The sequence below is a fragment of the Brevibacillus sp. AY1 genome (genome assembly GCF_029870785.1).
Lineage (GTDB): Bacteria > Bacillota > Bacilli > Brevibacillales > Brevibacillaceae > Brevibacillus > Brevibacillus invocatus.
Genome location: NZ_JAFLPN010000026.1, coordinates 1 through 22,678, shown reverse-complemented (window position 1 = coordinate 22,678; position 22,678 = coordinate 1). Strand labels below are relative to the sequence as shown.

Annotated in this window: 18 protein-coding genes; all 18 read right to left on the bottom strand. The window is 49.1% G+C overall.

Annotated elements, in window-relative coordinates; translation table 11 throughout:
- Positions 1 to 28: 28 nt before the first annotated feature.
- Positions 29 to 676 (bottom strand): type I-MYXAN CRISPR-associated protein Cas5/Cmx5/DevS, encoded by a 648-nt coding sequence (gene cas5, locus JZI27_RS18175; protein WP_122910402.1) that lies wholly within the window; start codon positions 674 to 676, stop codon positions 29 to 31.
- Positions 677 to 692: 16 nt separating this feature from the next.
- On the bottom strand, positions 693 to 1,640 hold the full coding sequence (locus JZI27_RS18170) for a DevR family CRISPR-associated autoregulator (protein ID WP_122910401.1): 948 nt from the start codon (positions 1,638 to 1,640) through the stop codon (positions 693 to 695).
- Positions 1,641 to 1,643: 3 nt separating this feature from the next.
- On the bottom strand, positions 1,644 to 3,185 hold the full coding sequence (gene cas8a1, locus JZI27_RS18165; RefSeq protein WP_251244485.1) for a type I-MYXAN CRISPR-associated Cas8a1/Cmx1: 1,542 nt from the start codon (positions 3,183 to 3,185) through the stop codon (positions 1,644 to 1,646).
- Positions 3,170 to 5,533, bottom strand: coding sequence for a CRISPR-associated helicase Cas3' (cas3, locus tag JZI27_RS18160; RefSeq protein WP_251244484.1), 2,364 nt, complete (start codon positions 5,531 to 5,533; stop codon positions 3,170 to 3,172). The genes cas8a1 and cas3 overlap by 16 nt, the downstream gene beginning before the upstream one ends.
- On the bottom strand, positions 5,523 to 6,200 hold the full coding sequence (gene cas6 / locus JZI27_RS18155; RefSeq protein ID WP_122910398.1) for a type I-MYXAN CRISPR-associated protein Cas6/Cmx6: 678 nt from the start codon (positions 6,198 to 6,200) through the stop codon (positions 5,523 to 5,525). Before cas6 ends, cas3 begins: the two co-directional genes overlap by 11 nt.
- 223 nt (positions 6,201 to 6,423) lie before the next feature.
- Complete coding sequence (locus JZI27_RS18150; RefSeq protein ID WP_280208560.1) at positions 6,424 to 8,112, bottom strand: HAMP domain-containing methyl-accepting chemotaxis protein; 1,689 nt, start codon at positions 8,110 to 8,112, stop codon at positions 6,424 to 6,426.
- Positions 8,113 to 8,193: 81 nt separating this feature from the next.
- Entirely contained in the window at positions 8,194 to 9,909 is a 1,716-nt protein-coding gene (locus tag JZI27_RS18145) for a glycerol-3-phosphate dehydrogenase/oxidase (protein WP_280208559.1), read from the bottom strand.
- Between the two features lie 147 nt (positions 9,910 to 10,056).
- Positions 10,057 to 10,614, bottom strand: coding sequence for a glycerol-3-phosphate responsive antiterminator (locus JZI27_RS18140; protein ID WP_122910395.1), 558 nt, complete (start codon positions 10,612 to 10,614; stop codon positions 10,057 to 10,059).
- 50 nt (positions 10,615 to 10,664) lie between these two features.
- Complete coding sequence (locus JZI27_RS18135; RefSeq protein WP_122910394.1) at positions 10,665 to 11,435, bottom strand: HAD-IIA family hydrolase; 771 nt, start codon at positions 11,433 to 11,435, stop codon at positions 10,665 to 10,667.
- A gap of 38 nt (positions 11,436 to 11,473) precedes the next feature.
- Complete coding sequence (locus tag JZI27_RS18130; RefSeq protein ID WP_122910393.1) at positions 11,474 to 13,180, bottom strand: ABC transporter permease; 1,707 nt, start codon at positions 13,178 to 13,180, stop codon at positions 11,474 to 11,476.
- Positions 13,180 to 14,310, bottom strand: a complete 1,131-nt coding sequence (locus tag JZI27_RS18125; protein WP_122910392.1) for an ABC transporter ATP-binding protein — start codon at positions 14,308 to 14,310, stop codon at positions 13,180 to 13,182. The genes JZI27_RS18130 and JZI27_RS18125 overlap by 1 nt, the downstream gene beginning before the upstream one ends.
- Positions 14,311 to 14,405: 95 nt before the next feature.
- Positions 14,406 to 15,482 (bottom strand): extracellular solute-binding protein, encoded by a 1,077-nt coding sequence (locus tag JZI27_RS18120; protein ID WP_122910391.1) that lies wholly within the window; start codon positions 15,480 to 15,482, stop codon positions 14,406 to 14,408.
- 273 nt (positions 15,483 to 15,755) lie between these two features.
- A complete protein-coding gene (locus JZI27_RS18115) occupies positions 15,756 to 16,643 on the bottom strand; it encodes an NAD(P)-dependent oxidoreductase (protein WP_122910390.1) in 888 nt (295 codons plus the stop codon).
- A gap of 141 nt (positions 16,644 to 16,784) precedes the next feature.
- A complete protein-coding gene (locus JZI27_RS18110; protein ID WP_122910389.1) occupies positions 16,785 to 17,924 on the bottom strand; it encodes an aminopeptidase in 1,140 nt (379 codons plus the stop codon).
- Between the two features lie 61 nt (positions 17,925 to 17,985).
- Positions 17,986 to 18,669 (bottom strand): DUF2306 domain-containing protein, encoded by a 684-nt coding sequence (locus JZI27_RS18105; protein WP_280208558.1) that lies wholly within the window; start codon positions 18,667 to 18,669, stop codon positions 17,986 to 17,988.
- Positions 18,670 to 18,822: 153 nt separating this feature from the next.
- A complete protein-coding gene (locus tag JZI27_RS24925; RefSeq protein WP_348521370.1) occupies positions 18,823 to 19,467 on the bottom strand; it encodes a bis-aminopropyl spermidine synthase family protein in 645 nt (214 codons plus the stop codon).
- A gap of 386 nt (positions 19,468 to 19,853) precedes the next feature.
- Entirely contained in the window at positions 19,854 to 21,857 is a 2,004-nt protein-coding gene (locus tag JZI27_RS18095; RefSeq protein ID WP_280208557.1) for an endonuclease MutS2, read from the bottom strand.
- A 568-nt stretch (positions 21,858 to 22,425) separates the two neighbouring features.
- Positions 22,426 to 22,678: hypothetical protein (locus JZI27_RS18090; protein ID WP_280208556.1), on the bottom strand; the 253-nt coding region annotated here is incomplete at its 5' end.

Here is a 22,678-nt window from a genome sequence, read left to right as displayed (position 1 = left end):
TCCTGTCAATCAAAAATTATGGTAGTTCTTATGGTGATACAATTTGTACCCATTCCCAATCAGTGCTGCCTGGCAGCTCGTTCAGCTCTGCAGAGTGCTCGTCTAACTGAAATCTTTGCCACCTGGTCTTGGCACTTCCGACATGATCCACCCATACTGGCAGTTCCATTTCTCCATCTGCTTTAGGAAGTAGGCGATGCCATTTGCCCTCTAATGATCGACACACTCTCACTTCATTCACCATGTCATCGCTTAGTCCGAGACTGAGAACACCATACCGCGAAACCGTTTCAGGACGATGAATAGCTTCTTCCAATCTGGCTTGTAACGTCTCTTCGTGCGTACCATACTCCTCAGAGGAATCGACCCAGCATACTAACTCTATTCCACAAACCGTTTCTACAAAATCCGGCTTACTTCCAAGAGTTTCCTGTTTCTTCGCTTCCCCGTATTTATACCGACTTAATTTGCGAAGCGTTACTGCTACCTGTGGGATTCTACGATAAGCAAAAGCCAGCTTGACACCTTCATGGGCACTGCGTAGCTTTTCTCCAACCAACGAGAGTAACATACCGTACACAGTAGCTGGTGGTGGCAACAAATACGTCTCGGCATAGGAACGGGCAAAAGACTTGCGAAAACTGGCATATGGAACATCGATGTAAATGGCTAACACTATAATCCCCTCGTTCCTATCGCTCAAGTACGGAATAGGCTTGATCTAAACGGACAATACGTCGTCTCGCTTCATCTGCTGCAGCCCGAGTCCCCCCGAATACTTCTACACCAAGTGTTTGCAACTGTTTTCCTTCCTCACGTTCTGCTATTTCACCACCGACGATCAGCTCGTTTGGCGCAATGTCTCCGCTTTCTACACGACGAATCAGCTTTTCAACCGTATAGGAACGTGTATCTTCATTATGCTCAAAACAGTTATGAATTTTGGAAGAATGGGCACTGCTAACACGAAGCACAAGTGAAGCCGGAGAAAAATCGTAGGCAAAACGGGCGTGGTTCCCTGCAACGGCTGGCATATCCACAATTGCATCCAGAAAATGCGAAATGTTTTCCTTGTTCAATACATCTCCGAGATTTAAGCCGAATGTATATTGATACTCAGTCGTGTGCATCTCAGCATTGTACAAGGACAGCTTTCCTTTCTCCTTTTCTCCGCTCACTGCGTTAAAAGTGATTTCTCCACGATACGGTCTAAGAGACACAGCTCGTCCGATCGCCAAGGGACTTTGGCGACGTGTTGTCTTTCCCTTGCCTTTGGTCTTACTTTTCGTGTCACTACTCTCTTCTTCTTCACGGTCTGCTTTTGCTGCTGCCGCATCCATGAATCCCATCAAATCATCATCGATGAAAGGAGTTCCTGTACCATTCCAATAGGTTCGTTTTTCGTTTTCATATAACAGTTTTCCCAGGCTGGAATCATAGCTTCGATTCACAGGCAAGCCTTCAAGCTGAAACCGATAACGAATCGCAAACCGAATCGCTTCCGCTGACACACTCGTGTGCAGATCATCCTGATGAAATACTTTTTGCAGCGTAGTCGTATTCCCTATATTGTCACCGCGGTTATTGGCTGCAACACCCTCTCCGGTCAATATCGTTCCATACAAGTAATGAGTTGCCATTTTTTATCTCTCCTCTTCTTGAGCTTGATTTGCTTCATCTTTTGTATAACTGAGCAGGGCAAAAAGGCACAGGTTTTGAAAACGTTCATAATTGCGAGCGTCTGTTATAAAGGCATGAATTTCTTTCATATTTGTCTGAAAACTGGACAAGGTCCCTCCACCTGTTGCGGATGCGCAAAAACGCAAAAACCAGTTTGCCAGTGAGTCTGAAGTCTTTAGTCGTAAAATGGTGTTGCGAATTTTTTCTTGTTCTACCTCCAGTTGTCTAGTAAAATCCAGTCCTTCACGCCGTGCACGCTCACCCATCTGTCCCATCGTTCGTCTCCACGCCTCATGAAATGCCTCAATGATAATGCGATCTTGCTTGTTGCGAATCGCTTCTTTCATCGCTTGAAATCCTCCTTTCAGGGGTAGCAATTTCCGAAAATCCTTCTGTTCCTTAACCAAATCCAGCAACCCAGCACACCAGTGACGCTCACTGGCCAGATTGGAAGCTACTAGAGCAGGAACCGAGGATGAAGGAATCGCGAAGATACCCTGCTTTTTCGTTTTCAGCTTGGTGACTCCACCCAGTGCGGATTGGTAGGCAGCCAAATAAATGTCAATCTCTTCGTAATTCGTGCCGATATGGTAGGTAGAGCTTCTGTTGATCTGATTATTGTCCCAAGAGACCTTTCCCATCGTTACAACCATACATCCACCTACACCACCCCATTCGGAGTTGAGCGTTTGCTCCAGTGACAATTCCGTTACAAAGCGAATCCCCGCCTCCTGTGCACCACCTACAATTCGCCGGTCATAATCGGCATAATGTCTCGCTTTTTGTGGCGACCGAGCGAACTGTTTGATCGTAAATGTATAATCGATCAGATTAGTCACATAAGGAACAATAATCGCTGTCTGTAATTTTTCTTGCTGTATTCGCGGACGCAACAGATAGATCGGGCTTCCCACTATGAGATACAGCAGTAAATATACTTCTTTCCACGATGCCTGCAGATCACCAGAGCCAGCTGTCGAACCGGGAATCAACGATTGGGGAATAGTGGCTATCTTGGACAGTCCCCCTTTTTTCGTAAATAAATCTGTCCCCTGCGCTGTTTGATGCGCATAGCTATAAAGTCCTTTGTAGGAAACCATTTGAACGTCATCTTCCTCCATCGCGACATTGACGGTTCTGTTTTCCTTCTCTCCTGGCCTCATTTTGTTATGTTGTAAAAAACTTCCGGTGATTCCGTTGTGAATCGCGACCCGCAGCCCATCCTGATTATCCTCCAGCCCCAGACCTGGAAGATCAATCAACTTGTTGCTCGTCAAGCGAAAAGAAGCCGCCAGCAGGCGCATGATTGCCTCTTTGTCGGACACTTCCTCTCCCCAGCCGATAGATACGCTCTGTTCGTCATATTCGTACTTAAGATCAAGTGGAGCAATATCAGATCGATTGGTTTGCCAGGCGTGAATCGTCGCTGCCAGACCGCCTAATGCTGCACGATGATACACGGTGTATCCCTTGTCTTGGAGACGATACATTAGTTGATACTCCACGTCGCTCCCTCCCCCCTACTGGTCATTACGTCGAAGTTATACTGGATAGCCCCGGTTGGAGCCACAGGTATGCCGCGTACTTTTTGCCACAGAAATATTTCTTTCCGATTCGGCATCTGAATCTCATGTTCCCGGATCCAGTCCCGGTGCGGTTCTTTCCCAATTTCCCTGCGATATGCGAATACGTCCGATTCGAGAAGTACTGGCACGGTATACCCAGGCTCGCGTAATGAATGGGGACTCGTTTCCCACATACCAGAAAAAAAGTTCGTAATTTGTTCCACTTCCGTTAGTGAAATCTTCCTTTCCTGTTCATGCATGGCTGAGATTTCTTTCAAATCTTTTTGAGATATAGTCCGATTTAATTGAATCAGGGATGCAATCCACGCCTGCGCACACTTCAGCTCCTCCTCCTTGTACGGGTTGCAGTTGTTTCCTTCCAGCGGGAGAATCAGTGCTGGTTTGGGAAGTACAGTCTGGTCAGGAGTTGCTCTTCTGTTCACACGTCCCAGCCGCTGGATCAAAGCTGGTATAGGCGCAATATCGGATATCAGCAAATCCGCCGAGAGATCCAGAGACATCTCCGCCACTTGGGTGGCGACCAGAATTATGGGCTTGTTGTGTTCCTTGAACTGATCGATGACCTTGCGATGGCGTTCACTTCGATCCTTGTAACGAAAGCGGGAGTGATACACCTCGACATCACACTCCGGGAATAATTTCTGGCACTCCCGATAGGTTTCCATCGCCCATTCCACCTGATTGCGTACCCATAACACCTTGCCCCCGTCAGCGAGCGTTTGTCTGATCCAAGACTGCACTTCCTCTGATTGCACATCTTGAACCAACTGGTATCTCTGTAATTCTTCCAGTTCTTGAGGGCCGCTGATCACATGCAGATCATTTCTTACCTGATAGAGTAATTGTTTTTTCCAATCAGGCAGGGAAGCGGTCATAAGGAGTACAGGAAGATTCGGGAAGTATTTCAAAAAAGCAAGTAGAAGTTTGAACATACGCTCGTCCAAGGCGTGAATTTCATCTATAACGAACAGTCCGTTCATTATAGCTGGAAAACTATAGAGTGCACGTCTGGAGTTAACTAACAACCCTAATACCGTATCTACCGTACAGACGACCAGAGGAGTGCTCCAAATCGCCAACGATTCGACGACATCCTGTTGTTTGTGAAATCTTTCGGATGCATCCAGCCCATCTTCCTCTACCTGATCGGCTAACAGTGTTCGGATTCGCTCCAAATCGACATTTGCTTTGGAATGTATTAGCTTCGCCCCTACATCTCCGTGCAACGCATAATCCAGATACTGTTCCGTCGCTGTACCCATCGTCGGCATACAGAAGAACAATCTACCCGGATGACTACGGCACCAGGACTTTGCCCACAGATAGGCAGCCAGACTTTTACCTGAACCACATCCCGCTTCGATCAGTGTTACAGTACTCGTAGACGTGGCGGCTTCCTTTTGAAACGACCTCAATGAGATCGCTTTTCCATGAGATCTCATGCTTTTCTCAAGCAATTCGTCCAGATCTGTCTGCGTCAATCCTGTTCCAACCAGATGATCATCAATGTATTCCTCTATCTCATCAGCAGACTGTCCTAATTCTCCAAGTGCACTGGCCACGACATCTCCGGCGATGCCCAACGTTTTGGTCAGAGCCAAGCGTTTCTTTACATCGTTGTTCGTTCTAAATTTCAGGGCCCATTTTTCCAGTTCTCTTTGCAGTTTGGTCAATTCGTCTGCTGCTCTAAGAGCCAAGTCGCGCTTGGTAAATGACATGACAAGATTTTGACTGGATGGTACCGGATCGGGTAGCTGGAAATGACTGCTGATTTCCTGCAAGATCTCCAACCATTCAGGATTCGACGTCAGTACTTGCATTTCTGTAGAAGGTCTGGCTGTTACTCCTCTGTCAAATTTGATATGGTGTCCAACAACAGCGCTCAATAACAGGTATCGAGTGTCATCTGGAAACAAATGCAGCCACTTGCACAAATTCGGTTCCAGGTTCATTAGGATGCCTGAAACTGCTTCATGCCTTAACATTTGGACAGTAGTTGGATGGCCTGAATGGATGAGGATACTCTGGAAATGGCTATTCGCTTTTCCCAGATCATGCAGCCATCCAAACCACTCTAGATGTTTTCGCAACTGAACAGTGTCTACTGCCATCCCCATGTTGTGAAAAGCCCTCTCGCCTACACAATCCGCCAACTTGACACATGCACGCGAAACGTTGGCAGCATGCACGATGAGTAAATGTGCAGCGTTCTCAAGCGATGAGGTATCAGCACCGGATCCCTTTGCCATCAAACGATTACGCTTCAATTGAATCCACCACATGCAAGGAAGCGTCGGTATCCCTCTGACTCCTCGTCCACTCCCCGGGCATAAAGAAGCTACATCCGTACTTCATGCGTGAACCAATGGGAATTGCCTGTATCTGCAAAGACAGTTTGTCGTCGCAAATATCGGTTATAGCGACGCCAAAACCGTAAATCAGCTTGCCGTGCAACTTGAGTACGCGCCTTCTGAGGATATGCAGGTTGTATTCGTGTTGTAGAATGGCTCCAAAACGGGTACTGATTTCTTTTCGCAGATAGGAGTGCATCTCTTCTTCCGTCTGTTTTCCTTTTACAACGACCACTCTGGCCAGAAGATTGGAAGCAGGAGTAAGTGAATGAATGGTAGGGATCCCGATGTACAGGCGATTTTGTCCGATCCTAATAGATTTACCTGCCAAACGAAGAAGATGAGGAATAGAGTAAGCAGTTGCCTGAATATAGAAGCTTCCTTGATCGGCGAGAACCAATCGTTTCTGTGTTGTATACATCCCTTTTACAGGAGAAATGCGCACTTCGGCTGAGGCATGTACATACGGGCAAATTCTCGATAAAGCTCCATATAACGCTTCAGCATGATCGAGTGGCACATCGATAGCGCCCGTCAAGGGAAACCGGATACGAACTACTGATTCAATCTGATCAATAGACATCTTTTCACCTCTCTATTTGGATTTTATTTAATAGAATTAGGTAATTTATCCTACATATTTCCAATATACCCTATTTTCCGAATGATAACACCTGTAACTCTCAAGATTCGACATTTTTCCATTTCATTTACATTTTATCTCTGATTTCCCCTATAAAAAAACAGTCCGGAACAAAATCCTCGTTCCAGACTGTAATCATATGCTTTCACTTTATCCTCTACTGTCACCGAAACCATCCCACTGCCTGCTTCAAATCCTCCGCCCGCTTCTCCAGCGACAGCGTTGACGCCGTCACTTCCTCGCTGGCACGCACCTGCGTCTGTGTCGCGGCCACGATCTTGTGCGTCTGCTCCGCTGCTCCTTTGACCACGTAAGCAGTCTGCGCTGCGGAAGCCGATAGCTGCTCGACGCTTGCGGACATCTCCTCCGTGATCGCGGAGACCTCCTGTACCTGACTGGTGATTTGCCCCATTCCCCGTGTGATCTGATCGAATGCAGACTCGGCTGCCTTGACGACTGCTGCACCGTCGTACACATCTTGGGACATCTTCTTCATAGATTCTACCGCCTGTGAGGACTCTTCCTGTACGTTCCCGATCAACACTGCGATCTGCTTGGCAAATTGGTTCGAACGTTCCGCCAGCTCCCGTACTTCCTCCGCTACGACAGAGAAGCCTCTGCCCTGTTCCCCAGCACGCGCTGCCTCAATGGCGGCATTGAGTGCAAGCAGATTGGTCTGGGATGCGATCTGGGTAATCATCTCTACGATTTGCTGAATCTGCTGTGAGCTTTCACCTAGCTGCTGAATTGCCGTCGTAGACTCGTCCATCGCTACGGTGATCGCCTCCATCTGGGCTGTTGCTTTTACCAGCGAATGAATCCCGTGTTGGGCTTCCTGCTCGGCCAGCAGAGAAGCCTCTGCAAGTGTAGCAGTAGATTCGGCGACACGCTGAATGCCAATGGCCATCTCTTCCATCGCCCTGGCGCTCTCTTCTGCGCTGGCCACTGTAGCATCCGTACCCGCAGAAATTTCCTGGAGCGAAGAGGCGATCTCGTTGCTTGCTGATAGGGTCTCCCCTGCATGACCACTCAACTCTACCGAGGACCGGGTGACATGGTGCGCCGTTTCATTCACTTGCGCAGTGAATTCTCGCATCTTGTTTCGCATTTCATCGACATGCTTCGCGAGTTCGCCAATCTCGTCCCTGTTTTTGATATGGAGCTGCCCGTGTCCGATTTGTCCTGCTGTCACCAGCTTCACTGCCTGCACGACCTGAAGCAGCGGGGTACGGATATGCCGAGTCAGCAGGATGGAAAGCAGCAGGCTGATCAGCAGAGCTACTCCCATACTGATCATGGTTTCCATTCTTCCCGTTTCATGCACGGAAGCTGCTTGGGCCGTGGCAGCCGCTGCACCCTCCTCACTCAAGCGCACCAGGTTGGTCAAATACCCCTCCATCACCTGAAACATGGTGTCTGCTTCGCGCTGCAAATCCTGAAGCGATATTCCCCCATTCTGCTCTACCATGCTCTGATACGCCGCTTGGTAGTTGGCCCAGGAGGATTTCAAAGAATGGAAAAACTTCTCTTCCTCACTGCTCAGCTGCAGCTGCTCGTAGCGCGAAAACTGTTCCTGGATCTGCTCCATCGTCTCTTGTGCTTGCTCATGAAAAAAGATTTGTTTTCTTTCATCGTTGGTGCCCACGTATTGAAGCTGTAAGGCAAAGAAATGCTTGGTCAAGTATTTCACTGTCATGATAGCCGTCGTCTTGGGGAGCCAGTTTTCGTTGATCTCTTCCGCCTTGCTGTTGATTTGATTCTCCGTGCGCAGCCCTAGCCAGCCTAATCCGGCCATCAGAATCAGCATGCATAAAAAACCTGCAAACAATTTGGTTCCAACAGTATGCCGCATACCCTACCCTCCATGTCAGGTGAGAAATAATAGGGAGAAAAAGAAACTGAGCTAATACAGGGACCTTTTTCTCCACGTAGCCTACTGCGCTTTTCTGGTTGTGTGTGGATGGGACGAAGGAGCGATCTCATCCTCATTTTGTGGAAGATTGTAGATCGTATCCAGCAGATGATCGATGGCAGCTCGTTCTCTTTCCCGATCCGCTTCGCTCCAGCCCAGCTTCTCGCCCATCAGGCGAACCACCGCATCTGCCTTGGCTTCAGCTTTCTTGACCTGGAAATACGTCCATCCCGTACGCAGTCGCAGAAAATCGACTGCTGTCGTGGTCATTTCCTCTTCGATGGCATAAGACAGCTGCGCTCGGAGAAGCTGCTCTTCATTTAGCTTCTGACCTTTTTCTCGAACCGCTTCCAGACGATTGTAGATATGCTGGGTATTGGTCCCATAGGTATCGATCCACTCCTGTACGGTGGAAGCATCCACACCCTTGGAGACGCCGGTTTCCAGCAATTCCTGTTTGCACGCCTCATAATCGGTATGACCCAAGCGCTCTCCACCGCTGACCACGACCTGATCCGTCTTGCACGTATCAAATGGACGGCCTTGCGCTTTGGACAAATCCTCCGCGACCAAATCCACCACTTTTTCCGCCATCTTGCGGAATCCGGTCAGCTTTCCGCCTGCAATCGTGATTAACCCGGAATCCGAGATGAAGATCTCGTCTTTGCGAGACAGCTCGGACGGTCCCTTGCCTTCCTCGTAAATCAGCGGGCGAAGTCCTGCCCAGTGCGAAACGACATCTTTTTCTTCGAGCTTCACGTCCGGGAACATGGCATTTACTGCACGAAGCAAATAATTGCGATCTTCCTTTGTGGTGCGAGGCTGATCAATCTCCTGCTTGTAGCTGGTGTCGGTCGTCCCTACGTAAGTGATCTTGCCACGAGGAATGACGAACACCATACGGCCATCCGGCGTATCGAAATAAGCGGATTGCGTCACAGGCAGCTTCTCTTTTTCCACGACGAGATGCACGCCCTTTGTCAGATAGAGACGCTTTCCTTTCAGCGAGTTATCCAGCTTGCGCACCCCATCCACCCAAGGGCCCGTAGCGTTGACGATTTTTTTCGCGTAGATGTCGTAGCTCTCACCCGTGTGGCGATCGGTTACCTTGACACCGACAGCTTTGCCGTTGCGATAAATAAATTCGGTCATATTTGCGTAGTTGACGATGTTTGCTCCCTTGCTCCATGCTGTCTTCATGATGTCCAGCGTAAGTCGGGCATCATCTGTCCGATACTCGTAATAAAATCCGGCACCCTTCAAGCCTTCCTTTTTCAGCAAAGGCTCAAGGCGCAAGGTTTCTTCTCTGCTCAACATTTTGCGCCGTTCTTTTCGCTCTACGCCTGCCAGCCAATCATAGACGTACAGCCCCACCGAAGAGGCCAGGTATCCATACGTTCCGCCTTTGTAAATGGGTAAAAGCATCGGTGCAGCAATGACCAGATGTGGGGCGTTTTTGTACAGAATCGCGCGTTCACGGCCAACCTCCTGTACTAGCTTGACATCCCCTTGCTTCAAATATCGAAGCCCGCCGTGAATCAGCTTCGTCGAACGGCTGCTGGTGCCCGATCCGAAGTCGCTTTTTTCCAAGAGCCCGACTCGAATCCCCCGTTGGCTTGCATCCAATGCGATTCCCGCACCTGTAATACCTCCGCCAATGACGAGCAGGTCCAACTCCTTCTCTGCCATTCTGGTGAGGACAGCAGTCCGATTATGTGCAGAAAAATGTGTGTCCATCTCCGCTCTCCCTCTCTTCCAGCACATGCTGGTTCTTTACCGAAATAGAAAAAACCCCCATGGAAAAGAGCAACTTGATCGAATACAAGTTGCAGCTTCTCCATAGGGGGTTCTCCTGTTCTCTTCCCTATTGAAAATGCTATGGAACTAAAACCACAATTCAGTTGTTCCGACAGAGACAGCCAGTGCTCCGGCGGCTAAAGCGTCGTTAATCTCTTTTTTGGTATCGATCAATCCGCCAGCAATGATCGGCAGCGGTGTCAGGTTCGTCATCTCCTGGATGACACGGGGCATCACACCTGGCATCACCTCGACCGCATCGGGTAGGGACTGTTCGATCACCTTTATTCCTTTGATCACAGCATTGCGATCGATCAGAAAGATACGCTGAATCGCCATCAGGTTCATCTCTTTCGCCACCCGGATCAGGTTGCTGCGCGTCGAGATGATTCCCGTAGGTGCGATATTTTTGGCGACGTAAGCCACACCGCTTTTATCTGCTGCAATCCCTTCAATAAACTCCATATGCAAAAATACGTGTTTACCGACGGCCCTCACTCGATCCACCAGTTCCTTGATGTTGAAAATGGAACCAGTGAGCAGAAAAATGATGTTCGCCTCGCTTTGGATCGCAATCTCCAAATGCTGTTCGTCCTGAACTGCGGCAATTGTCTGGCAATCAACCAGATCAACAATCGGGTACATTCCGTTAACCTCCATTACACTGGAATTCATCCCCATTATAGCATGGCTGATTACAGGTTAACGATTTCTTTAATGCTATTCAAAATATAGCGTGGACTATGCTCGCTGGTTCTCGCCATATCGCGCGTGCTGATTCCCGTCAGTACCAGGACGGAGTTCATTCCGGTGTCATTCCCCATTTTGATGTCTGTTTCCAGACGATCTCCGACCATATAGCAAGCGGAATAATCCAGACCCAGATGTTGTACAGCCGCTTCAGCCGCGATCGGAGAAGGTTTGCCGACAACCAGATCGATCGGGGCACCCGTCGCCCCTTCCAAAGCACCGATCAAAGCACCCGTATCCGGTATCGTTCCATCCTCCAACGGGCAGGTGCGATCTGGATTGGAGGCAATCACGACAGCTCCACGGATAGCGGCCTGATACAAGTCATTGAGTCGGTCATACGTAAAATGGCGGTCCCAGGATAGGACGACGTATTTCACTTCCAGCGGATTCTCGCTCATCGTGATGCCGTGCTCGCGCAATTCATCCCGAATCGGTTCTTCCCCAACCACCAGAACCTTGTCTCCCAGCTGGCAAACCTTTTGCAAATAACGTGCAACGATCAGCGATGAATTCAGGACATCCTCTATGCCAGTCGGAATTCCCATCTTCGTCAATTTATGTGCGTACGACTGTCTGGTTGCAATCGGCTTGTTGGAGAGAAAAACGACTTTATCCCCTCTGTCGCGCAAGGCTTGTATGGCTTCCACTGCACCGTCGATCAACTGGTCACCCAGGTAGACGGTACCGTCCAGATCAAAAATAAATCCCTTCATGTCTGACTCACTCCTGTCATTCCTGTTCCGTCATCCCATTAATAAAGCTGATCCTTCGTGATTTTCTTCGCCAGTGACTGGAGAATGATAACAATCACGATAATCAAGATCGCCATCGCACACGCTGTATAATATTCACCGCGCAGCAGGTTTTGGAATACGGCCAAGCTCATTGGTGCCCAATCTGTTGGTGCGAGAAGAATCGAGATACTGGTTTCTTTAATGACCGTGACAAAAACCAGAATCGCTCCCGCCGCAATTCCCGGCAGCATCAATGGTCCGATGACCGTAATCGCAGCCACGAGATTCGATGCACCCAAGCTGACTGCCGCTTCTTCAATGTCTTTGCGGATCGCCATCATCGAGCTCATCGTCGAACGAATCATGTATGGCATCCTGCGAATCGTATACGCGATGATCAAGAGCAATGCCGTACCTGTCAAATGGAGAGGCATCGTGTTAAAGGTTTGGATCAACGCAATCCCGAGCGCAATCCCCGGTACGATCAACGGAATGGAGGAAACGAAATCAAGTCCACCCGAACCGCGACGTACGACAAAGTAGGAAACGAATGTAGAGATGACCACGCTCAGAACCAGCGTACCGCCAGCCAGCACCATACTGTTCCAGATGTTTTTGCCGGAAATGCTGAAGATCGTCTTGTAGTGATCCAGGGTGTAGCCGTCTGGCAGGGCCTGGTGTCCCCATGTCGTCGCAATCGAGGAAAGAAAGACCGAACCCAGTGCAAGCATCGGGATGAGTATAATCAGAAACGTATAAATCGTCAGGCCAGTGATCGTGCCTTTGTGATCGTTCAGCTTTTGCTTGGTCGGTTTTCCGGAGATGGTTCCGTATTCTCTTCCTTTGATCACCAGGCGCTGCAGCCAGAAGAAGAAGGCAGCCACGATCAGCATGATCACAGTGAGAACCGCTGAACCTGCCCAATTAAAGAATCCGGCAATCTCGCGGTAGGACTCCACCACGATCAGATTCAAATCCTTCGGTGCCAAAATAATCGGCGTACCGAAATCGGAGAAGCTGACCGTGAAAATCAAGAGCATACTGGAGACAATGCCCGGTACGGCGAGTGGCAGCGTGACGCGCAAAAACGTGTACCAGCTTCTCGCACCCAGATTTTGCGAAGCCTCTTCCAAGGTAGCATCCGAAATCTTGAACGCTGCCACCATCGGCCACAAGGCATACGGAAAAAAGAAAAAGACTTGAACCAGCACAATCCCCAGCATGGACTGTACATCAAACAACACACCTTCTCCGCCAAAGCTATGGTAGATTTGCGTCACCCAGCCTGTTTTCCCGAACATCAGGATGAAGGCATGGGACGAAATGAAGGTAGGCATGATCAAAGGAATCGTGCACAGTGCTGCAAAGAAAGCCTTAAACGGCATAGCCGTACGCGCGAAGGCGTAAGCGATAGGCAATACGATCAGCGTAACCAGTACAGCTACGCCCGTTCCCAGCTGCAAGCTGTTGATCAGGGCTGCAAAGTAGCTGTTCCCCTCGCTAAAGATCGAGGTGTACGCCTCCAGCGACATATTCGACAGCTTCTCCATCGTCGAGTTGAATATTTTGGCGCTGGTAAAGCTGCCGAAAATATTCACCGGCTGTCCTGTGAAGCTGACAATCAGGATGGAGAATAGCGGAACGAGCAAGAATACAAAGAAAAAGAGATAAATAAGCCACTTGAGAACCGTAAAACCGTTTAATTGGGATGCCAAGCGTTTCATCATAGCGCCACCACGCGATTCGGATCAATTTGCAGTTTCACTACTGTTCCTGATGGCAGGATTGGACTGCCCGCTTCAAACACCGTATCAACCTCAAAGCGCAACTCGCCAACCTTAACATCATATCGGATCGTCGGCCCCAGATAAGTGGATAGTTCAATCGTTCCATCCAAAATGTTCTCATCGCTTGCGGCTGTATCACCCGTCAACAGACGAATGCTCTCAGGTCTAATGATGACTTCCACGTCCTTCTTGCTGGTAGGGTACGTGGAGCGAAGCTGTTGATTTGCACCGATCTGAATCAGGGTTTCACCAAATTCATTTACCCCTTTAGTTGAACCATTATAAATATTGGAAGACCCTACGAAATCTGCGACGAACTTCGTGCCCGGATTGCTGTACAGAGCAGTCGGCGTATCCACCTGCACCAGACGTCCGCCGTGCATGACCGCTACCCGGTCTGCCATGCTCATCGCTTCTTCCTGATCGTGTGTTACGAAAATCGTCGTGATCCCAACTTTTTGCTGGATCTGGCGAATCGTGACGCGCATCACGTTGCGCAGCTTTTTATCCAGGTTGGAGAGCGGTTCATCCATCAACAGAACGGCAGGCTCCATCACCAGGGCACGAGCCAAGGCCACGCGTTGTTGCTGACCGCCGGACAATTGACCTGGCAGACGATCAGCCAGATGTCCCAACTCTACAAAGTCGAGGGCATCGCGCACTTTTTGTTCTGTAACGCGGTCCACCTTGCCGAGTCTTCTGTTCAGCATATGTGCCAGCGTCGCGATCTTCGTTCCCATACCGCCCTCGTAAAAACGGCGAATATTCAAACTGTATGCAACATTCTCAAATACATTGAGATGTGGAAACAAGGCGTAGCTTTGGAAAACCATCCCGCAGTTGCGCTGGTTTGCCGGAATCTGGTTTACATTGCGATCCCCGATGTAAATATTGCCGGAGGTCGGTGTCTCAAAGCCGGCAACGCAACGCATCGTGGTCGTTTTCCCGCAACCGGATGGACCCAGGAGGGCGAAGAACTCGCCCTCTTGAATCTCCAGACTGACATCTTCCAAAGCGGTGTTTCCGTTATATTGTTTGTTTAAGTGTTCAATCTTCACCGATCCCATTGGAAGATCCCCCTTTTTCTGTGAAAAACGTCTCGACGTTTTTCATTAAACATAATGTGACCGCTAGCAGTCTGCCAATAAACGGTCATGACCGTTTATTGGAATTTTTGACGCCATTCGTTACGCACGCGGTCATAGTTTTGTACAACCCAATCCACATCCAGCTCCTGTGCGTGAGGAATGACTTTCTCCAGCGTCAATGGAGTCTTGGATTGAACATCCTTGGAGATTGGAATGTGGTACCAGTCAGCCAGCGTCTGTTGTCCTTCGTTGGAGAGCAGGTAATCGATGAGTGCTTTTCCGCCGTCTGGGTTTGGTCCGCCTTCTACCAGAGATACAGGGTTTACGATAATAGGTGTTTTTTCAGGAACGATAAAGTCTACTTTTTCGCCTTTTGCTTTGTTTTCATACGCCATAAAGTCAAAGCCAATACCGATCAGTGCTTCCCCTTTTGCAACCGCTTTCGTAGGTGCGGAACCAGAATCCGGGATTGCGCTCATCTGATCTACCAGTTTCTCGAAATATGCCCAACCTGCTTCATCGCCTTTTTCCATCAGCTGGCTCAGAACCAAGAGGGTAGCTGTACCCGATGCTGCCGGGTTAGGCATTTGAATTTTGCCTTTCCATTTTGGATCGAGCAAATCATCCCATGTTTTTGGCAGATCTTCTGGCTTCACCAGGTCTGTGTTGTAGACGAAGCCCAGTACGAATACTTCTGCCCCGATCCATTTCCAATCCTTGTCGCGGATTTTGATGCCATCGCGTACCTCTGGCCAATCCTTGATTGCTTCCGGTGTATAAGAAGTGATAATGCCTTTATCCTTTGCAGACTCGAACGGCAGGAATCCACCACCGCCATACCAGAGGTCAGCCATCGGATTGTCTTTTTCCGCGATCATGCGGTTTACGAGCACGTTGGTACCCGCGTATTGCACGTTAACAGAAGAACCTGGGTTTTGCTTTTCAAATGCTTGTCCCATCTGTTTGGTCATATCAGGTGTCTCTGGTGAATAAAAAGCAATGGAACCTAGCTCTTTCTTGCCTCCAGCTTCTCCCCCGCCAGTGGTAGGCGAACCTGTGGAAGAACCCTCAGAGGAAGAGCAACCTGTGAGCACGACAGATGTGAGCAATGCTGCCGCCGCAACTCCATGAAACCAATTTCTTTTTTTCATTTTTCTGACCCCTCTCTATTGTTTGGATCAACTATGCAATCGACACATTCGTTCAGCACAAGTGATCGGCATAGAAAAAAGGAAAAAAACCTTACACACACATAAACACACTTCTCCCCTAGGGACATGTGTTTACGGGTAAGGGTTTTCTCCATTTTCTCCGCCTAACCGTATGTGAACTGTTTATTGTCGATTAACAAGTATTCTAAAGGGAATTATAGGGATACTGTCCAAATTTGTCAATGAAAACACTTTCATTTTTTTCACAAAATCTTAACGTTGTTTTTCGTACCACTTGATCAATGCCTGTGTACCGCTGTTTTCCTCGCCCTCTGCCGCCATTTCGTCGTAGAGCGATTTTGCCAATTCCAGCCCTGGTGTCAAAAGACCCAGCTCTTTTGCTGTTTCCAGCGCGATCGCCATGTCCTTGATCATATGCTTGATGTAAAAGCCAGGAGCGTAGTTGCCTGCAATCATACGCGGGGCGAGATTCGTCAAAGACCAGCTGTTCGCCGCACCTGACCCGATGCTCTCCAGCACACGGGTTGGATCGAGGCCTGCCTTTTTCGCATAGGAGATCGCTTCGCAAACGCCGAGCATATTGCTGGCAATCGTGATTTGGTTGCACATCTTGGTGTGCTGGCCAGCGCCCGGTCCGCCTTGCAGGATGACGTTGGTACCCATGATTTTGAGCAGTGGAGCCATCTCGTCAAAGGCCTGCTGATCTCCTCCAACCATGATCGTCAGTTTCGCATCACGAGCGCCGATATCGCCTCCCGATACAGGGGCATCGAGCGAATAGAGCGAATGTTTCTTCGCTTCTTCGTAGATGTGCTGTGCCAACGTCGGCTTCGAGGTGGTCATGTCGATCAGGTACGTACCTGGCTGGGCATGGTTGATAATCCCCTCTTCACCCAGATACACTTCCTCTACATCATGCGGATAGCCCACCATCGTGATGATGACATTGGCTTCGCTGGCCAAATCGGCGACCCGCTCCTTCCAGACCGCACCTTGAGCAAGCAACTCCTCCGCCTTTTCCTTGCTGCGGGTATAAACAAGTACAGAATAGCCTCTTGTCAGGAAGTGGGAAGCCATGCTTTTTCCCATCACACCTGTCCCGACAAAGCCGATCACTTTTTTCTCTGTCTGTACTGCCATTTTCGCCACTCCTCGTCGTTATTGTCGCTAATTCTCAGAGGTATATTTCTGGAATGGCAGTCAAAAGTCCTTCCGACTCTTTTTTCCTTCTCTGGAATTTGATCAAAGACCCCGTGCGATCAATTGCCCTTTGCGTTATGATCAAGACGGGTTGGAAAGCTCCTGTGAAAAGGAAGTGAGCGCATCCGGGTTCATTCCCAATAGTGCCGGGTGGACGAACAGACCGTCCTTTCGAATCAACACGTCGTCAAACCAGATCTCACCGCCGCCGTATTCGGGCCGTTGGATGCTGATCAAATCCCAATGCACCGTGCTTCTGTTGCCATTATCCGCTTCCTCATACGCGCGCCCCGGAGTCAAATGAAAGCTGCCGGCGATTTTTTCGTCGAACAATGTATCCCCCATCGGATGCAGAATCAACGGATTGAAGGCGATAGCAAACTCACCGATGTAGCGTGCTCCTTCGTCGCTGTCCAGGATTTCATTCAGCTTGGCACTGTTGTTGGCGGTACCCTCTACGATTTTGCCGTCGCGGAAAGTTAGGCGGATATTTTCGAACAGTGTTCCTTTGTAGGAGCTTGGCGTGTTGTAGCTGATGACTCCCTGTACAGAGTCACGTACGGGTGATGTGTACACCTCTCCGTCAGGCATATTGCGCTTGCCAACTGCGGTGCGAGTCCCAATTCCTTCGATAGAAAAGGTCAGCTCTGTCCCCGGCCCCACGATCCGCACGCGATCTGTCTTGTCCATCAGCTCGTAGAGTGGCTGGCAGGCGTCTGCCATCCGCTGGTAATCAAGCGAACATACGTCGAAATAAAAATCTTCAAACGCTTCTGTCGACATATTCGCTTTCTGCGCCATCGACGGGGTTGGATAATTGATCCGAAGCCCTTTGGTCTTGTTGTCGATGTAGTGTGCAATATGCTGGAACTGTTCAGAGTACAGTCTTCCTTTTTCCTGCGGCACATCGCTCATCTCGCTGTCGTTGGTTTCTCCATGTATCCCGATATACCCTTGCAGACCGAAGTACAGCGATTCCTCCATGCGCAAAGACTCTACAAGCTGCTCTCTGGTCAAGCCCTTCATCCATTCGCGCTGCAGCTTTGGACGGGTGAAGCGTATATGAGGATAGGCCCCTTTTGCATACATTTGCTTGATCAGCTCAACTGCCAAAGGCTCTCCTTGGTCTACCACATTGATCAAAATATGTTCCCCAGGCTGTACATCCAGGCTGTAGTGAAGGATGTTGTGCGCCATTTTTACCAAGCGTTCATCTTTCATCGTCAACAGCTCCTTTTCCTCGACTTTTCCTCAAGTGTACAGTCGGATTGTCAGAAGAAGATCAGAGGCGGGAAAACTTCCTGCGATAGTAGATCGAGAAGCCGATGATGAGTGGAACCATGATGATCGCCGGCATAAACCACAGCAGAATCGATACCGAATCAATAGCCAAAAGGCGGGGAGCGCCAAATACGGTGAACGCTGTAACGGTAGCAATGCAGCAGCCAAGCATGCCACCCAAATGCTCGAACCACCAGTGCATTCGCTCCTTGGGAGGACGAAGCCAGTACCCCAGCTGAGTTGCCCCAAGCGCAATCCCGATCAACGGAAACCAGCTCAGCAAAGGAAAATCGATCGTAAACCCATACCAGGAGATCGCGATACCGGAAACTAGCAAAAGCCCGGAGACAAACAAATCGGCATACTGCCGGTGAGCGGACTTGCGCTTCTTGTAGCGCAGCACCCGGATTCCATGCCACGCTGTAGCGGAGCTCAAGATCGAGATAAAGATCAGAAACCAGGCAAACGCAACACTGTCTGCCGTACGCTCCGGATCAAAAAAGATGCGCCAAATGCCCATGTACAGGGCAGATACCGCCACGACTCCCATCGCCGCGACGTAGAGCCAGCCCACGCGAAGATGAGCTTTTCCCCCTTTTTGGGTCACGACAGGAATCCAGAACACGAGTAGAGCGACGAATCCGGCAACGATGTGCACATACTTAAAAAGAGAAAATAAAGACATAGATGACCAACCTTTCATCATCGCTTGCTGCTTGGATTTTGATCACAACGTCACTATACGGGATCAAAACCAAAAAACCAATACCTGACAAATATAAATTTTTTCAAATGGAAAAGAGAGGGCATGGACGCCCCCACTCTTCCTTCCTGGTTTTCAAGATAATGAGATGACCTTTTTTTCTACAAGCTGAAACATGTCATGCTTACAGCAGGGACAGCCTTGATTTTTCAGCACCTCAATCGTCGGAACATCGCCTTGAATTCCGACTTGTAGGAGATGATCGCACTGTTTGCAGCGATAGGTCCGCAGCGTCCTCTTCACTTCTCCTGTATACAGGGCATCTGCAAAGCAATCCGTAATGTCCGGATGAGTCAGTCCTGTCGTTTTCAGGACAATCATTTGGCTTCGATTGGCGATCATCTCTGCCCCTTCATACTCGTTGAAGCGCGGTAGGGTAGCATCGACAGTCAGCCCCATGCGTACAAATTCCCGATGCATCGACAACATGAAATCAGGTGACTTGTGGGCAAAGGACAAAAAGATCGGCAGCCCCTTCAGTTTCCTCAAGGTGGTAATTCCCCGGGAAACAAACAAGCTCATGCCTTGCAGCGTGTAGGGTGGATCGGTAAAAAAGCAATCGTATTTCTGATACAATCTGTTCGGGAGAGGCTGCCGCAAGTCCCAGTGATGGCAGTGAATAGGCAGATTTTCTCGGTTTGCGATCTCCAAAATATGGCCAATGAACCGCTCTGCGCAAGCTGGTCTCCGGTGTGCATTTCGACTGATCGATCTGTACATTTACCTGTGGCCTCATCCTGAAGATGTCTTCGAGGATCGCCAGAATCTCTGCCAGCACAGGATGACCGCTCAAGTCATCCATGCTGATCTCCATGATCTCCAGATAGAACAGCTTGTTCAAACCGCTATACCCCCTAACCTGTTCGATCCATTCCCTGGCTTCGCTCGTACATTGAACCCCGTTTTTTTGTATCAAAGCTCCTGCCCGTATCAGTTCCTTTTTGATCGCAGCTGCTACAGGAACAGGCAGCAGTGTTCTGCGTGCCAGCTCCTTGGTGGCAATACCCGGATCGAAATAACACGACAGCAGCAGCCTCTCGATCACATGATTTCCTTCTTCCAGCCTGACGCGAGTACCTGTTTGTTCTATAAAGTCCTGCATGGCATCACTCCTCTGACTTGGTTTCGATTGAAAGGCCTTCGACATATTTGCGGCCCATCATTTTTCGCCTTTTCCGGTTTTCCTTTGTTTCAAAAACGATGTCCAGATCGTAATTTTCAGGGTATAAATCCTTGCTTTCGATGTGCAGGACAAGCCGTTTTTTATTGATCTTGTATTTCTGGTTCTGGATCAGGACGCCTACAATGCCCTTCGCATCCTCTTTTTCATAGACGATTCCGGTCCTTCCCAGGTAAGAAACATAGACGGCATCCCCGCGCTCAAAAGGCTTTTCAGGCAGAGGCGCTGCTTCGACTTCGGCTGCCGGTTCCGTTGACTCAACCGTTGGAATCGCTAGTGGCTCAGCATGCTTTTCAGGGGCTAAAATCACGGGTGACTCTTGTTCTAGCTCTGCCTGGTCATGGCTTGCAGCTGCATCGGATTCTAACTGGTCTGGTGCTGAATCGATAACGTGAGCAGGCTCTGCTCCTCTCGCGGTAAGCTCTCTGGATCGTTCGATGATTTCGTTGGGCAAGCCGATTTTTAGGGCAATGGAAAAAGCGTAGCTCTGCCCCGCCTCTCCGATCCGCAATCGATACAGCGGTTGAAGCGTCTGCGTATCGAACTCCATTCGCGCATTTTCAAAGCCCTTCGTTGCCGCAGCAAAGTTTTTGATTTCATTGAAATGCGTCGTTGCTACTACCGTCGCACCTCTCTTGTGCAGCTCTTCCAGTATCGCAATAGACAAGCCGACTCCCTCACCCGGGTCGGTACCGGAGGCCATCTCATCGATCAGGACAAGCGTCGAAGCGTCTGTGATTTTCAAGATCTCAATGACGTTGTGAATATGAGCGGAAAAAGTGCTCAAGGCGTGCTCGATGCTTTGACCATCCCCTATATCTACCGCGATGTGATTGAACGTAGAGAACAGGCTTCCTTCCTGCACCGGTACCAACAGACCAGACTGAACCATGACGGTTAATAGTCCTACGGTTTTAAGCGTAAGTGTTTTCCCGCCTGTATTCGGCCCTGTGATGATGAGCGATTTGTATCGATACCCGATCTCAAAATTCAGGGGAACCATCTGTTTGCCCAGCAATGGATGTCTCGCTTCCTTCACACGGATGAAACCCTGTTCGTTCAATTCCACGTTTGCGCCTCCGATGGCAAGCGCATATTTCGCTTTGGCAAAAAGAAAATCATAGACACCTACCGTCTCCACGTTCACTTGCAAATCAGCGGTAAACTCCTCTACCAATGCAGATAAGACCATCAGGACCTTGGTGACTTCCCTCTCTTCCTCACCCTTCAGTCCATTCAGCTCAAACTGCAAATGGCTCACTTCCGTCGGTTCCATGTAGACGGTTTGCCCGCTGGCCGACTCGTCCAGGACCATCCCGGCTACTTGGCGGCGATATTCTTTTTTGATCGGGATCACATACCGCCCATTTCGCGTGCTGATCACGTTCTCTTGCATGATCGAACGATATTTGCTCATCAGGGAGTCGAGCTTGCTTTTCAGACGTTCTTCAAAGACTACGATTCGTTTTCGCACTTTCAATAAATCCTTGCTAGCGGTATCGATGACTTGCCCATGCCGGATGCTCTGCTCGATCTCGGATTTCAATTTGTTCATCAAGGACATCGAGGAAGCATATGCGCTGACATGAGGGGCTGCATCGGATTTCGCTGCCATGTATTTCACGAGCTGTGCGCAGCTGGTCAAAAATTGATACAGATGAGTAAAATCCTTCTCGCTAAACACATACCCCTTGCCCAACAGGTTGAGGATATTCTCCATTCCTTCCAGGGAAGGGATGGGCACACTTGCTCCGTATTGGAGTAATTCCTTGGCTTCAGCCGTCTCGTCGAGCTTTTTGCGCAGAAGCTTCATCGAGGTCATGGGACTCATCGCCTCCACCTGCTTCTTGCCCATGTACGAGATGGCGTATCCCATCAATGTCTCTTTGATTTTATCGTATTCCAATCGTTGCAAAGCTTTTTGATTCATGTTCGATCGCTCCTTTAGCGCTTTAGCGCACTTAAACTTTCCGATAGTATAAAAAAGGGCAGAGAATGAACGAGTGTCATTCTCTGCCCTTTTGAAAAATAGATGTGACCGCAACTGGTCATGCAAAAACAGCAATAACCGTTCCTGCACCCTAAAAAGTGTGCGCGACAAAAAGAAAACCGCGCTGAACTCAGCACGGATTTTGGGCGCAATGATAGGGTTTCACCTAAGGCATTGTATGATATCCGTTGTTCTTAACTAATTCCAAGGCCTTCAATAAGCCACAACAAAATAAACCTTGCTTTGGACAGCAAAATTTCAGTGGATTACCAAAACCTCTGTATGGAATTTGATTAGTTAAGAACGATCACCGACATCAAAATCTCTCCTTTAGATGAGGATACCCACACTATAGCGTAACCATCGCTCTCCAGTCAAGAATAAGGATAGGAATTTTGTGTAAAGATATCCACAACATTCAATATCCATAAGCAGGGTGTTCGTATGAAGAAGAGAACGTATTCGCACAGGAACAAAGGCCGATTGCCCGATTCACAGACCGAGTCGATTAACGACGAAGCTTCAAGCCTGTCCTTATGGTCGTCTGGTTGACCAGTCTTTTTATCAAAATCAGTCTGTACTTGTATGTAGCAGTCATCGTGCTTACCCATACCTTTGAGTTACATGACCATAAACTGTTTACTTTTTCCATGACAGCCATGATGATCGGTCTTTCTTTATTCATGGGACGGATTGTAATATGAAGTGCGACACCTAACCAAAGGCAAAAAAATGGCCCATGATTGATTCGTGTAAAATGA